The 13,275-nt window shown below is 74.0% G+C and carries 15 protein-coding genes; all 15 read left to right on the top strand.

Annotated features, from left to right (window positions below; all coding sequences use genetic code 11):
* The first annotated feature begins 204 nt into the window (after positions 1-204).
* The 15 genes from rho (at position 205) to G9H72_RS05805 (ending at position 13,238) form a co-directional block, all read left to right on the top strand.
* A complete protein-coding gene (gene rho, locus G9H72_RS05875) occupies positions 205-2,289 on the top strand; it encodes a transcription termination factor Rho (RefSeq protein ID WP_231126537.1) in 2,085 nt (694 codons plus the stop codon).
* A 224-nt stretch (positions 2,290-2,513) separates the two neighbouring features.
* A complete protein-coding gene (locus tag G9H72_RS05870) occupies positions 2,514-3,500 on the top strand; it encodes an SPFH domain-containing protein (protein WP_166168803.1) in 987 nt (328 codons plus the stop codon).
* Positions 3,501-3,502: 2 nt separating this feature from the next.
* Positions 3,503-3,772, top strand: coding sequence for a hypothetical protein (locus G9H72_RS05865; protein ID WP_166168801.1), 270 nt, complete (start codon positions 3,503-3,505; stop codon positions 3,770-3,772).
* Positions 3,773-3,965: 193 nt separating this feature from the next.
* Positions 3,966-4,199, top strand: a complete 234-nt coding sequence (gene rpmE / locus G9H72_RS05860) for a 50S ribosomal protein L31 (protein ID WP_166168799.1) — start codon at positions 3,966-3,968, stop codon at positions 4,197-4,199.
* 144 nt (positions 4,200-4,343) lie between these two features.
* The gene (prfA, locus tag G9H72_RS05855; protein WP_166168797.1) at positions 4,344-5,432 is read left to right on the top strand and encodes a peptide chain release factor 1; all 1,089 of its coding nucleotides are present in this window, start codon (positions 4,344-4,346) and stop codon (positions 5,430-5,432) included.
* On the top strand, positions 5,429-6,316 hold the full coding sequence (gene prmC / locus G9H72_RS05850) for a peptide chain release factor N(5)-glutamine methyltransferase (protein ID WP_166168795.1): 888 nt from the start codon (positions 5,429-5,431) through the stop codon (positions 6,314-6,316). Before prfA ends, prmC begins: the two co-directional genes overlap by 4 nt.
* The gene (locus tag G9H72_RS05845) at positions 6,313-6,960 is read left to right on the top strand and encodes an L-threonylcarbamoyladenylate synthase (protein ID WP_166168793.1); all 648 of its coding nucleotides are present in this window, start codon (positions 6,313-6,315) and stop codon (positions 6,958-6,960) included. Before prmC ends, G9H72_RS05845 begins: the two co-directional genes overlap by 4 nt.
* 103 nt (positions 6,961-7,063) lie before the next feature.
* Positions 7,064-7,558, top strand: coding sequence for a tRNA (adenosine(37)-N6)-threonylcarbamoyltransferase complex ATPase subunit type 1 TsaE (tsaE, locus tag G9H72_RS05840; protein ID WP_166168791.1), 495 nt, complete (start codon positions 7,064-7,066; stop codon positions 7,556-7,558).
* On the top strand, positions 7,555-8,220 hold the full coding sequence (gene tsaB / locus G9H72_RS05835) for a tRNA (adenosine(37)-N6)-threonylcarbamoyltransferase complex dimerization subunit type 1 TsaB (protein ID WP_166168780.1): 666 nt from the start codon (positions 7,555-7,557) through the stop codon (positions 8,218-8,220). The genes tsaE and tsaB overlap by 4 nt, the downstream gene beginning before the upstream one ends.
* Positions 8,221-8,244: 24 nt before the next feature.
* Entirely contained in the window at positions 8,245-8,862 is a 618-nt protein-coding gene (locus G9H72_RS05830; protein ID WP_331272019.1) for an L-threonylcarbamoyladenylate synthase, read from the top strand.
* A complete protein-coding gene (gene tsaD / locus G9H72_RS05825) occupies positions 8,852-9,847 on the top strand; it encodes a tRNA (adenosine(37)-N6)-threonylcarbamoyltransferase complex transferase subunit TsaD (RefSeq protein WP_166168778.1) in 996 nt (331 codons plus the stop codon). Before G9H72_RS05830 ends, tsaD begins: the two co-directional genes overlap by 11 nt.
* Before the next feature lie 97 nt (positions 9,848-9,944).
* Complete coding sequence (locus G9H72_RS05820; RefSeq protein ID WP_166168776.1) at positions 9,945-11,240, top strand: serine hydroxymethyltransferase; 1,296 nt, start codon at positions 9,945-9,947, stop codon at positions 11,238-11,240.
* A gap of 24 nt (positions 11,241-11,264) precedes the next feature.
* The gene (locus G9H72_RS05815) at positions 11,265-12,371 is read left to right on the top strand and encodes a glycosyltransferase family 4 protein (RefSeq protein WP_166168774.1); all 1,107 of its coding nucleotides are present in this window, start codon (positions 11,265-11,267) and stop codon (positions 12,369-12,371) included.
* A gap of 189 nt (positions 12,372-12,560) precedes the next feature.
* Complete coding sequence (locus tag G9H72_RS05810) at positions 12,561-12,992, top strand: hypothetical protein (protein ID WP_166168772.1); 432 nt, start codon at positions 12,561-12,563, stop codon at positions 12,990-12,992.
* A gap of 24 nt (positions 12,993-13,016) precedes the next feature.
* The gene (locus G9H72_RS05805) at positions 13,017-13,238 is read left to right on the top strand and encodes a hypothetical protein (RefSeq protein ID WP_166168770.1); all 222 of its coding nucleotides are present in this window, start codon (positions 13,017-13,019) and stop codon (positions 13,236-13,238) included.
* Positions 13,239-13,275 lie beyond the last annotated feature (37 nt).

Here is a 13,275-nt window from a genome sequence, read left to right as displayed (position 1 = left end):
CAGGGACGCCATTCCCGGCCGAGCTCGTCAAGGGAAGGACCCTTCGTGAGCGACACAGTCGATCTCCTCACAGCGCCCGATGGTGAGCGCGCCGAGGAGCCCCGCGGAGCACAGGCCCCGGCCGGCTCCGCACCCGCATCCGACGCCGACGTCCCCGCGCAGCCCGCCGCTCGCGGCCGTCGCCGCGCCCCCGGGCTCGCCGGGATGGTGCTTCCCGAGCTCCAGTCGCTGGCGGCCGAGCTCGGCATCGGTGGGACCGCCCGGATGCGCAAGCCGCAGCTGATCGAGGCCATCCGTGAGCGGCAGGCCTCGGGCGCGAACGGCGCCCAGGCCCCGGCCGCCGCGGACGCCGGCTCGGCGACCGGTGAGGCAGCCGCCTCGACCGAGACGGCCGCGCCCACCCGCGGGACCCGTGCCCGGCGTGCTCGCGGCGACCGTGCCGCCGAGCAGCCTGCTCTGGACCTGTCGAACGGCACGACCGACAGCGTGCCCGCCGTCGAGACGCCGTCCGCGCCCGCTGACGGCGACGAGGGCGGCACGGCGCAGACCGCCCGAGCCGCCGACGTCGAGGCGGCGCCGGCGCAGGAGCCGCAGCAGGCCGCCCCGCGCGCCGACCGTGGTGAGCGTTCGGACCGCGGTGAGCGCGGTGACCGTTCCGACCGCGGTGACCGTTCCGACCGCGGTGAGCGCGGCGACCGCCAGGAGCGCGGTGACCGCCAGGAGCGCGGTGACCGTTCCGACCGCGGTGAGCGCGGTGACCGCCAGGAGCGCGGTGACCGTGCCGACCGCGGTGAGCGCGGTGACCGTTCCGACCGCGGTGAGCGCGGTGAGCGCGGTGACCGCCAGGAGCGCGGTGACCGCCAGGAGCGCGGTGAGCGAGCCGACCGCGGTGAGCGAGCCGACCGCGGTGACCGCGCCGACCGTTCCGACCGGCAGGACCGTGGCGACCGGCAGGACCGTGGCGACCGGCAGGACCGCCAGCCGCGCGGGGACCGGAACGACCGCGGCCCGGCCGTGGACGACGACGACGACGACCTCGACGGTGGGCGCGGGCGTCGCCGGCGCGGCCGGTACCGCGACCGCGGTGGGCGGCGGCGCGGCCGCGACGGCCAGCTGCTCGACAGCCCCGAGCCCGAGGTCGGCGAGGACGACGTCCTCGTCCCCGTGGCCGGCGTCGTCGACATCCTCGACAACTACGCCTTCCTGCGTACCAGCGGCTACCTGCCGGGCCCGAACGACGTCTACGTCTCGCTCGCCCAGGTGCGCCGGCACGGCCTGCGCAAGGGCGACGCCGTCACCGGCGCCGTCCGCCAGCAGCGCGACGGCGAGGCCCGCCGCGAGAAGTTCAACGCTCTGGTCCGGCTCGACACCGTCAACGGTGGCGACCCGGAGAAGGCGCGGGCCCGTGTCGAGTTCAACAAGCTGACGCCGCTCTACCCGCAGGAGAGGCTGCGCCTCGAGACCGACCCGAGCGTCTTCACGACCCGGATCATCGACCTCGTCGCGCCCATCGGGAAGGGCCAGCGCGGGCTCATCGTCTCCCCGCCGAAGGCCGGCAAGACGATGGTGCTGCAGTCGATCGCGAACGCGATCGCGGTGAACAACCCCGAGGTCCACCTCATGGTCGTGCTCGTCGACGAGCGCCCCGAAGAGGTCACGGACATGCAGCGCTCGGTCAAGGGCGAGGTCATCGCCTCGACGTTCGACCGGCCGGCCGACGACCACACCACGGTGGCGGAACTGGCGATCGAGCGGGCGAAGCGCCTGGTCGAGATGGGCCACGACGTCGTCGTCCTGCTCGACTCGATCACCCGCCTCGGGCGGGCGTACAACCTCGCGGCTCCCGCCAGCGGCCGGATCCTGTCCGGTGGTGTCGACTCCGCGGCGCTCTACCCGCCGAAGCGGTTCTTCGGCGCGGCGCGCAACATCGAGAACGGCGGCTCGCTGACGATTCTCGCCACGGCGCTCGTGGAGACCGGGTCCCGCATGGACGAGGTCATCTTCGAGGAGTTCAAGGGCACCGGGAACATGGAGCTCAAGCTCGACCGCAAGCTCGCGGACAAGCGGCTCTTCCCCGCCGTCGACGTCGACGCCTCCGGCACCCGCCGTGAGGAGATCCTCATGGGCCGCGACGAGCTGCAGATCGTCTGGAAGCTGCGCCGGGTCCTGTCGGCCCTGGAGCAGCAGCAGGCCCTCGAGCTCGTCATCGGCAAGCTGCGCGAGACCAAGAGCAACGCAGAGTTCCTCCTGCAGATCCAGAAGACGACGCCGGGCGCCGACCACGACTGACGCGCCACTGCGGCACCGGACGGCCGGGTCCCCCATGACGGGGGACCCGGCCGTTCCGCGTGCGGTGCGGGTTGGTGCGGGTTGGTGCGGGTCGGCGCTGGTCGGCGCTCGGGGGACGTCGCGCGCGGGAGCGCGCCTGCGTGGGTGACGGGAGCGGATGCGTCGGCGGGCAAAAAGTGATATCACTTTGCTATCGAAGCCGTACGACCGCAGAGGGGTAGTCGATGACCGCCACCAGTCCCGCTCCGGCCGGCCAGGGGAGCGTCCCGCCCGTCGCCGCGCCACCCAAGGACCGTCCCGTCGGGCATGCGGGCACCCGGGTCGAGATCGACGAGCACACCGCCTGGCAGGTGAGCGGGCTGTGGGCCCTGCTCGGCGCTTCCGCCTTGGCCGGGGTCGCGGCCTGGCAGGTGATCCGGATCGTCAGCCTCGAGGAGCAGACCCCGTCGAACGTCGTGCCGGCGGCGGTCCTCGCCGGTGTGTGCGGCCTGCTCGCGCTCCTCGTCCTCGGCTCGCTGACCGTGGTCGCGCCCGGCCGCACGAACGTCGTGCAGTTCTTCGGCCGCTATGTCGGGACCGCGCGGCGCACCGGGCTGGTCTGGCTGCTGCCGCTGACCACCCGGCGGGGGATGAGCGTGCGCGTGCGCAACTTCGAGACGAGCCACCTCAAGGTCAACGACGCCGACGGCAACCCGGTCGACATCGCCGCCATCGTGGTCTGGCAGGTGGCCGACACCGCCAAGGCGACGTTCGCGGTCGAGGACTACACGGCGTTCGTCGAGATCCAGGCCGAGGCCGCCCTGCGCCACGTGGCCACGACGCACCCGTACGACAGCGGTGACCCGGCCGCCACGTCGCTGCGCGGCTCGACCGACGAGGTGGCCGGCGAGCTCGCGGTCGAGGTCGCCGAGCGGGTGGCCGTCGCCGGCGTGGAGATCCTCGAGGTGCGCATCAGCCACCTCGCGTACGCCCAGGAGGTCGCGCAGGCGATGCTGCAGCGCCAGCAGGCGGGGGCGATCGTCGCCGCTCGGGAGCGGATCGTCGACGGCGCGGTCGGGATGGTCCGCATGGCGCTGGACAAGCTCGCCGACGAGGCCATCGTCGACCTCGACGACGAGCGGAAGGCCGCGATGGTGTCGAACCTGCTCGTCGTGCTCTGCGGTGACAGCCGGGCCACCCCGGTCGTGAACACGGGCACCCTCTACTCCTGACCGTGGCCGAGCAGGAGAGCGGGCCGTCCCCGGAGGGGGCCGGCCGGCAGCGGCCCAGGCCGCGCCACAGCGTGCTGCTCCGGCTCGACCCGGCCGTCCACGAGGCGCTCGTGCGCTGGGCGGGGGACGAGCTGCGCAGCGTCAACGCCCAGATCGAGCTGCTGCTGCGCCGCGCCCTCGGCGAGGCCGGCCGGCTGCCGGGAGACGTACGCCCGGTGCCGCGCCGCGGGCGCCCGCGGCGCACCGGTGACGAGAGGGCGTCCGAGCAGTGACGCTGAGCCGCGGCGGCCGCCCCGACGACGCCGCGGCCGAGCCCGGACGGCCCGGGAATCGTCACCCCGGCGGTCGTGTTGAGTCGTCTGGCACACTGTGCTGACGGTTCCGGTCCACGGCGAGGCGGCGCGAGGAGCGCGCCGGTCACACCCGCCGACCCGGCGACCCCAACCCTAGAGAGGCGGTCCGGCCATGAAGCCCGACATCCACCCCGAGTACAACGTGACCACCGTGACCTGTACGTGTGGCAACACGTTCCAGACACGCAGCACGGCGAAGAACGGCGCGATCAACGCCGACACCTGCTCGGCCTGCCACCCGTTCTACACCGGCAAGCAGCGCATCCTCGACACCGGCGGCCGCGTGGCCCGCTTCGAGCAGCGCTTCGGCAAGAGCGGCAAGGGCGCCCAGGCCCCCTCGAAGTAGCGACACCACGGCGCCGGTCAGGCGGGCAGCAGCCCGCCCGGCCGGCGCCGTTCGCATGCCCGCACCCGCCGGTGCCCCGACCGGCACTCCGGCGCCGGTGCGACGCTGTATCCAGCTGTCCCTGTTACGGAGGAGGCGCTTCCCGTGAGCGACACCGCGGCCCCGGCATCGCTGGACGCGCTCGCGTTCGAGCACGCCGAGCTGGAGAAGCGGCTGGCCGACCCTGCCGTGCACGCGGACCAGGCCGAGGCGCGCCGGCTCGGGCGGCGCTACGCCGAGCTCAGCCCCGTCGTCGAGGCGATGCGACAGCTGTCCGGCATCGAGGACGACCTCGCCACCGCCCGGGAGCTGGCCTCCGAGGACCCGGCGTTCGCCCAGGAGGCGGTCGAGCTCGAGCAGCGCCGCGTCGAGACCGAGGAGCGGCTGCGTCACCTGCTGCTCCCGCGCGACCCCGACGACGACCGCGACGTCATCCTCGAGATCAAGGCGGGGGAGGGCGGGCAGGAGTCCGCGCTCTTCGCCGGCGACCTGCTGCGGATGTACCTGCGCTACGCCGAGCGGCAGGGCTGGAAGGCCGAGCTCATCGACTCGGAGGAGAGCGACCTCGGCGGCTACAAGGACGTCAAGGTCGCGGTGAAGTCGCGCGGCCAGGTCGAGCCCGGCGCGGGCGTGTGGGCGCGGCTGAAGTACGAGGCCGGTGTCCACCGCGTCCAGCGCGTCCCCGTCACCGAGTCCCAGGGCCGCATCCACACCTCGGCCGCGGGCGTCCTCGTGCTCCCGGAGGCCGAGGACGTCGACGTGGACGTCGACATGAACGACCTGCGGATCGACGTCTACCGGTCCTCCGGCCCGGGCGGGCAGAGCGTCAACACGACCGACTCCGCGGTCCGCATCACCCACCTGCCGACCGGCGTCGTCGCCAGCTGCCAGAACGAGAAGTCCCAGCTGCAGAACAAGGAGCAGGCGCTGCGCATCCTGCGCGCCCGCCTGCTGGACAAGGCCAAGGCGGAGGCGGACGCGGCCGCGTCCGCGGAGCGCAAGAGCCAGGTGCGCACGGTCGACCGCTCCGAGCGGGTGCGCACGTACAACTTCCCGGAGAACCGGATCTCCGACCACCGGGTGGGCTACAAGGCGCACAACCTCGACGCGGTGCTCGACGGGGACCTCGACGGCGTGGTGCAGGCGCTCGTCGACGCCGACACCAACGCCAAGCTGGCCGCGGCCGGAGCATGACCCCCACCGGCAGCTCGGCCCGGGACCTGCTCCGGTGGGGCACTTCCCTGCTGGCCGACGCGGGGGTGGCCTCGGCGCGCCACGACGCCGAGGCTTTGCTCCTGCACGCGAGCGGGCTCGAGCGGGCTCGCCTGCTCACGCTGGGCGCGGGTGACAAGGTGCCCGGGGAGGCGGCGTACCGCGAGCTCGTGGCCGAGCGGTCGAGCCGCGTCCCGCTGCAGCACCTCACCGGCCGCGCCTGGTTCCGCCACCTCGAGCTCGCCGTCGGGCCGGGGGTGTTCGTGCCCCGCCCCGAGACCGAGGTCGTGGCCCAGGAGGCGGTCGACGAGGCCCTTCGGCTGGTACGCGACGGCGGCCGCCCCGTCGTGGTCGACCTCGGCACCGGCTCCGGCGCGATCGCGGCGGCCGTGGCGACCGAGGCCCCCGGCGCCCGCGTGCTCGCGGTCGAGAAGGGCCCGGACGCCCACGCGTGGGCCGCGCGCAACGTCGAGGGCACGGGCGTCGAGCTACGGCTTGGCGACCTGGCCGACGCCTTCGCCGACCTCGACGGCGAGGTGGACGTGGTGGTCAGCAACCCGCCGTACATTCCGCCGGACGCGGCCCCGATCGACCCCGAGGTCCGCGACCACGACCCGGAGCTGGCGCTCTACGGCGGCGGGGAGGACGGCCTCGACGCGCTGCGCGCCGTGGAGCGGACAGCACGCCGGCTGCTGCGGCCCGGCGGCCTGCTGGTCATCGAGCACGCCGACAGCCAGGGGGAGTCGGCGCCCGCCGTGCTGCGGGCTACGGCAGCATGGCGCGACGTGACCGACCTTCCCGACCTCACGGGCCGCCCGCGCTACGTCCGCGCCCGCCGCGCCGAGCAGCCCGGGAGCGAGCGGTGAGCCGCCGCTTCCACACCGACGACGCGGGCATGCGCAAGCGCGGGCTCGACGCCGCGTCGGCCGCCGTCAAGCGCGGGGACCTCGTCGTGCTGCCCACCGACACCGTCTACGGCGTCGGCTGCGACGCGTTCTCCTTCGACGGGGTGGCCAAGCTGCGCGAGGCCAAGGGGCGTGGGCGGGACATGCCGCTGCCGGTGCTCGTCTCCGGGCCCAAGGCGCTCGACGGCATCGCGTACGGCCTGCGCCCCGTCGCGCGCGACCTCGTCGCCGCGTTCTGGCCCGGCGCGCTCACGCTCGTCTGCACCGCCCAGCCGTCGCTGCAGTGGGACCTCGGCGACACCGGCGGCACCGTGCAGGTCCGCATGCCGCTGCACCCGGTGGCGATCGAGCTGCTGACGGCCGTCGGGCCGATGGCCGTCACGGCTGCGAACGGCCCCGGGATGCCCGCGCCGCTGACCGCCGACGACGCCCGCGAGCAGCTCGGGAACTCGGTCGCGGTCGTGCTGGACGCCGGCCGCAGCGAGCAGTCGGTCCCCTCCACCATCGTCGACGTCACCGGCGTGGTGCCGCGCGTGCTGCGCGAGGGCGCGCTCCCGGTCGAGCTCCTCCAGGAGGTCGTCCCGCACATCGGCGCGGCGGTCTGACCTCGCGTACGCGGTGGCCCGCACGGCCGGCGGTAGACTTCGGCGCGCTCCGGCCCGGGCTGGCCGGGCGGGTCCCGGACGACGACGGCATGCAGGAGCTGGGGTGCACGAGCTGACCTACCGGGTCGCCGACCGTGCCGGCACCACCCGGCTGGCGGCCCGCCTCGCGCCCGAGCTGCGCGACGGCGACGCGGTGCTGCTGCGCGGGACGCTCGGCTCGGGCAAGACCGCGCTCGTCCAGGACCTGGCGACGGCACTCGGGCACGAGGGGCCGGTGACCAGCCCGACGTTCACGCTGGCGAACTTCTACGAGAGCCCCACGGTGACCGTGCTGCACATCGACGCCTACCGTCTCGAGAGCGTCGGGGAGTTCCGCGACCTCGGCCTCGTGGACTACGCCGAGCGCAGCGTGACGGTCGTCGAGTGGGGCGACCTGGTCGCGGAGGAGTACCCGGGGCACCTGCTCGTCGAGCTGGCCCTCGTGCCCGACGCCGACGACGCCCGCGTCTTCACGCTCTCGTCGGCGGCCCCGCGCTGGGCGGCCCTGCTCGACGGGCTCGCCGACCTCGACGGCAGCACCCTGCAGGTGACGCCGTGAGCGGTCGCACCGTGCTGGCGGTCGAGACCTCCCGCTCGACCTACACCGTCACCGTCGCGCGCGCGGGAACCCTGCGGACCGACAGCACCAGCAGGTTCGACGCCGACTTCGACGGCATCTCGGGCCTCGTGCGCCGCGTTCTCGCGGCCGCCGGGTGCCCGGTGGCCGAGGTCGACGCGATCGCGGTGAACGCCGGCCCCGGCAACCTCACCTCGGTCCGCGCCGGCCTGTCCTACGTCAACGGGCTGGCGTTCGCCACGGGCATCGCGGTGCACCACGCCTCGACGCTGGAGGTGCTGGCCTTCCTCGCCGCGGACGTGGCGGCGGGCCGGCCGGTGCTGGCCGCGCACCCGGCCCGCGGCGCGCAGAGCCCGGTCAGCTACCTCGGCCTGTTCACCCCGGGCGCCGCGCCGGAGCTCTGGTTCGGGCCGGTCGAGCAGGCGGTTGAGCGCCTCGCCGGGATCACCGAGCTGGTGGTGGCGGGGGCCAACCGGCGGTTCGCGCTCGAGGGGCTGGACGGCCCCGCGCTGCACGACTCGGGCGTCGACGCGCCGACCTCTGAGGGGCTCGCCGCGATGCTGGAGCAGGGCCGGCTACGCGCGGCGGACGGGCCCGTCGCCCCGGTCACCGAGGAGTCGGCGCCCTTCGCCGGCGCCGCCTGAGCAGGCTCGATTGGAGGGCCCGTCGTGACGACGGTCATCACGCAGGACCGCATGGACGAGGCGGCCGACGTCCTGCTGGGCGGCGGGGTCGCGCTCGTCCCCACCGACACGGTCTACGGCCTCGCGGCGTCCCCGCTCACCCCCGCGGCCGTCGACCGCATCTTCGTCATGAAGGGCCGGCCGGGGAGCAAGAGCCTGCCGGTCATGGTCGGCGACCCCGGCGCGATCGCCGCGCTCGGCGTCGACATCAACGAGTCCGCCCGCCGGCTGCTCGACTCCGAGCTCGTGCCGGGCCCGCTCACGATCGCCTTCGGCTTCCGCGAGGGCGCCTTGCGGCCGGCGTGGCTCGACGGCCGCGAGGAGGTCGCCGTCCGCATCCCCGCCCACGAGCTGCTGCGTGGGCTGCTGCGGCGTACCGGCCCCCTGCTCGTCACCAGCGCCAACCGCAGCGGGGAGCCCACGGGGGAGAACCTCGAGGCCATCCTCGCCTCGCTGCTGCAGGCCCCTGACCTCGTCCTGGACGGCGGGCAGCTCTCCTCGACGCCGTCCACGCTCGTCAACTGCCGTCCCGTCCCCCCGGTCGTCGAGCGCGTCGGCGCGGCCGCACCGGAGACGGTCGAAAGGATCCTCCATGGCGCGTGAGCTGATTCTCGGCATCGAGTCCTCCTGCGACGACACCGCCGCCGCGGTCGTCGCCGAGGACGGCACGGTGCTGTCCTCCGTGATCGTCTCGCAGGCCGAGATCCACAACCGCTACGGCGGCGTCTGGCCCGAGCTCGCGAGCCGGGCGCACATCGACAAGGTCATCCCGGCGATCCGCATCGCCCTCGAGGACGCAGGGATCCGCCCGGCGGACCTGCACTCGATCGGCGTCACCCGCGGGCCGGGGCTCATCGGCTCGCTCATGGTCGGCGTCGACACCGCCCGTGGGCTGGCCGACGGCTGGGGGCTGCCCGTCCGCGGCGTCAACCACCTGCGCGGGCACCTGCGCAGCGCGGACCTCAACGAGCGCCGGGTCGAGTACCCCGCGATGATCCTGCTCGTCTCCGGCGGCCACACCTTCCTGGCCCGGATGACCTCGCCGGAGCAGATCGAGCAGATCGGGTCCACGCGCGACGACTCGGTGGGCGAGGCGTACGACAAGGTCGCGCGCATGCTGGGGCTCGGCTACCCCGGCGGCCCGGTCATCGACCGGCTGGCCAAGACCGGCACCGCGCGCTACCCGCTGCCGCGCCCGATGCTGCGCGAGGGGTTCACCTTCTCCTTCTCCGGGCTCAAGACGGCCGTCCGCATGCTCCTGGCCGCCGAGCCGGACGCCAAGCCGGAGGACGTGGCCGCGTCCTTCGTCGAGGCCTGCATGGACGTGCTGCTGGCGAAGGCGGAGGCCGCGCTCACGGCGTACCCCTCCGAGTCGCTCGTCGTCGTCGGCGGCGTCTCGGCAAGCCCGCAACTGCGCGAGCGGGCAGGGCGGATGTGCGACGGCCTCGGCGTCCGGCTGAGCCTCCCCCCGCTCAAGTGGTCCACCGACAACGCGGCAATGATCGCGCTGGCCTCGTGGGACTACGTGCACGCGGGCGCCGACGTCGACCTCGCCCCGGTCTCGACGCTGGGCATCGAGCGGTTCTGACCGCTCCACGCAGCACCGCCACCGTCGCGAGGCAGGCAGCTGCCGGCGGCGCCGTTAGGGTTGCCCCTGCTGTTGGGGGCCGTACGAGGAGGACACCATGACCGACGCGACCGCATCGCAGGCAACCAGCGGGGAGCCGTTCTACGGGCCCGACTTCGGGTCGCTGCAGCAGACCGACCCCGACATCGCGCAGGTCCTCCTCGACGAGCTCGACCGCCAGCGTGAGGGCCTGCAGCTCATCGCGAGCGAGAACTTCACCTCCCCGGCGGTGCTCGCGGCGCTGGGGTCGACCCTCTCGAACAAGTACGCCGAGGGCTACCCCGGCAAGCGCTACTACGGCGGCTGCGAGGTCGTGGACCGCGCCGAGGAGATCGGCATCGCCCGCGCGAAGGAGCTCTTCGGCGCCGAGCACGCCAACCTGCAGCCGCACTCCGGCGCACAGGCCAACTTCGCCGTCTACGCCGCGCTGCTCAAGCCCGGCGACAAGGTGCTCGCGATGTCGCTCCCGCACGGCGGCCACCTCACCCACGGCTCGAAGGTCAACTTCTCCGGCAAGTGGTTCGAGCCGGTGCCCTACACCGTCCGCAAGGACACCGAGCTCATCGACTACGACGAGGTCCGTGACCTCGCCCGCGAGCACCGCCCGCAGATGATCATCGCCGGCGCCACGGCGTACCCGCGGCTCATCGACTTCGCGAAGTTCCGCGAGATCGCCGACGAGGTCGGGGCCTGGCTCATGGTCGACGCCGCGCACTTCATCGGCCTGGTGGCCGGTGGCGCGATCCCGTCGCCGGTGCCCTACGCCGACGTCGTCAGCTTCACCACCCACAAGGTGCTGCGCGGCCCGCGCGGCGGCATGATCGTCTGCAAGCAGGAGCTCGCCCAGCGCATCGACAAGGCGGTGTTCCCGTTCGCGCAGGGCGGGCCGTTGATGCACGCCGTGGCGGCGAAGGCCGTGGCGCTCAAGGAGGCGGCGAGCCCCGCCTACCAGCAGTACTCCCGCCAGGTCATCGCCAACTCCCAGGCGCTGGCCGAGGCGCTCGCCGCAGAGGGGATGCGACCGACCTCCGGCGGCACCGACAACCACCTCGCGCTGCTCGACCTCAGCCAGACCGGTGCCACCGGCGCCGAGGCCGAGGCGCGCTGCGACGCGGCCGGCATCTCGCTGAACAAGAACGCCATCCCCTACGACCCGCGCCCCCCGATGGTCGCGTCGGGCATCCGCGTCGGCACCGCCGCGGTGACGACCCAGGGGCTGGTCGAAGGCGACATGAAGGAGATCGCGTCGCTCATCGGCCGTGCCGTGCGCGACACCGACGGCAGCGCCAGCGCGGAGATCCGCGCCGGCGTCCGCGCGCTCGTGGAGCGGCGCCCGGCCTACCCGCGGGCGTAGGCCGGCGGCGGCAGCGCCCGCGGAGTGCGCGCCTACCTGCTGACGGTCCTGGTCGCGGCCGCCGTCACGTACCTGCTCGTCCCGCCCGTCCGACGGCTGGCGGTCCGGGGCAAGGTCATGACGCCGGTCCGCGACCGGGACGTCCACGCGACCCCGATCCCGCGGATGGGCGGGGCGGCGATGCTCGCCGGGTTCGCGGCGGCCCTGCTGGTCGCCCAGCGGCTGCCGCTCACCGGAGAGGTCTTCACCAGCTCCAGCGACCCCCAGGCGCTGCTCAGCGGAGCCGTGCTGATCTGCGTGCTGGGAGCCGTCGACGACCGCTGGGGACTGGACCCGCTCACCAAGCTGGCGGGCCAGTGCCTCGCGGCCGGGGTGATGGTGATGCAGGGCGTGGAGCTGGAGTGGCTGCCGCTGCCCAACGGCACGACCTACGTGCTGCGCCCTGACGAGGCGGCGATCTACACCGTCCTCGTCGTGCTCGTCATGGTCAATGCGGTCAACTTCGTCGACGGCCTGGACGGCCTGGCGGCCGGGATCGTGCTCATCGCCGCCGGCGCGTTCTTCGTCTTCTCGTACCTGCTGTGGGTCGAGGAGGGGGTGCAGCGCGCGGGGACGTCCACCCTGACGACCGCTGCGCTCGTGGGCGTCTGCGCGGGGTTCCTCCCGCACAACTTCCACCCGGCCCGGGTGTTCATGGGGGACACCGGCTCGATGCTGCTCGGGCTGCTCCTGGCCGCCTCGGTGGTGAGCCTGACCGGGCAGGTCGAGCCCGGCGTCGTGAGCGCCAGCCAGCTCGGCCCGGCGGTGCTGCCGCTGGTCCTGCCGGTGGTGGTGATCCTCGTGCCGCTGCTCGACCTCTCGCTCGCCGTCGTGCGGCGTACCCGCGCGGGGCGCAACCCGTGGGCGCCGGACAAGCAGCACCTGCACCACCGGCTGCTCGAGATCGGCCACTCGCACCGGCGGGCCGTGACGATCATGTACGCCTGGTCGGCGCTCGTCGCCTTCGGCGTCGTCGTGCTGAGCCTGATCGACGGCCCCTGGCCGAAGGTGTCCGTCGGGGTCGTGCTCGCCCTGGCCCTCGCCGCCACGCTCGGCCTGGACCGGCGGCGCTGGGTACGCCGCGGCGGGTGAGCGCGCCCGGGTGAGCCTGGGCACATCCACGCCGCCCCTGTCCGTTTCGGGCAACTCCGCGGCTCGCGTCGCCGCAAAGACCTGTTAACGTTCCGGCATCCCCGCGCGGCCCGGACCCGGGCCGCGCGTACCTGTACGCCAGCGCAACTTCTTCCCCGTTGACGCCCTACCGACGAGCAGGACGGCCCGATGCAGACGCACGACGCGGAGCAGTTCCGCGGCGCGGCGCTGCCTGCGGGCGCGGTCACCGTCGGGGCGGCGCTGCTCGCCGGCCTGGCCGGCGGCGCGGACGGGGCGGGGAGCGCGCTGGCTGCCGGTGCAGTGGTCACGGCCTACTTCGGCCTCGGGCACCTGGTGTCCAGCCGGCTGGGGGACGTGGCGCCGAGCGCCGTCATGGCGATCGCGCTCGTGACCTACGCCGCCAAGGTGCTCGCCCTCGGGCTGCTCCTGGTGCTCGTGGGCAGCAGCTCCACGCTGGACGGCACCGTCTTCGGGGTCACGGTCTTCGCCGTGACGACCACGTGGCTGTCGGCACGGGTCCGGGTGTTCTCCCGGCTCCGGCTGTTCTCCGTGGACCCGGTCCCCTCGGTCCCCGGCGCGCGGGTGTCGGGACCGTCGTGACGTGCTGCTATCGTGCGCCGCGCCATGGCACAGGAATCACCGCAGGTCCCGGTCGGCGACGGCTGGGGGGTCCTGTCGACCTTGCTCACCGGGGTCTTCCTCTTCGGCGGCCTCGGATGGCTGGGCGACCGGCTGCTCGGGACGGCGTTCCTGCTGCCCGTCGGCATGATCGGCGGCTCTGCGCTGTCGATCGTCACGATCTACGCGCGCTACAACCGGGCACCGGGGCCACCAGACCCGCCGTGACCGCCGTGACCGCGTCCGCGTGGCACTTCTGCACCGC

This window comes from Motilibacter aurantiacus, assembly GCF_011250645.1.
GTDB classification, from domain to species: Bacteria; Actinomycetota; Actinomycetes; order Motilibacterales; family Motilibacteraceae; genus Motilibacter_A; species Motilibacter_A aurantiacus.
This window is presented reverse-complemented; position numbering and strand designations above follow the sequence as displayed.

Bases quoted from the DNA above. Each gene is read 5' to 3' on its own strand.
- rho (WP_231126537.1), top strand. From the start codon at position 205: ATGGTGCTTCCCGAGCTCCAGTCGCTGGCGGCCGAGCTCGGCATCGGT.
- G9H72_RS05870 (WP_166168803.1), top strand. From the start codon at position 2,514: ATGACCGCCACCAGTCCCGCTCCGGCCGGCCAGGGGAGCGTCCCGCCC.
- rpmE (WP_166168799.1), top strand. From the start codon at position 3,966: ATGAAGCCCGACATCCACCCCGAGTACAACGTGACCACCGTGACCTGT.
- prmC (WP_166168795.1), top strand. From the start codon at position 5,429: ATGACCCCCACCGGCAGCTCGGCCCGGGACCTGCTCCGGTGGGGCACT.
- tsaD (WP_166168778.1), top strand. From the start codon at position 8,852: ATGGCGCGTGAGCTGATTCTCGGCATCGAGTCCTCCTGCGACGACACC.
- G9H72_RS05820 (WP_166168776.1), top strand. From the start codon at position 9,945: ATGACCGACGCGACCGCATCGCAGGCAACCAGCGGGGAGCCGTTCTAC.
- G9H72_RS05810 (WP_166168772.1), top strand. From the start codon at position 12,561: ATGCAGACGCACGACGCGGAGCAGTTCCGCGGCGCGGCGCTGCCTGCG.
- G9H72_RS05805 (WP_166168770.1), top strand. From the start codon at position 13,017: ATGGCACAGGAATCACCGCAGGTCCCGGTCGGCGACGGCTGGGGGGTC.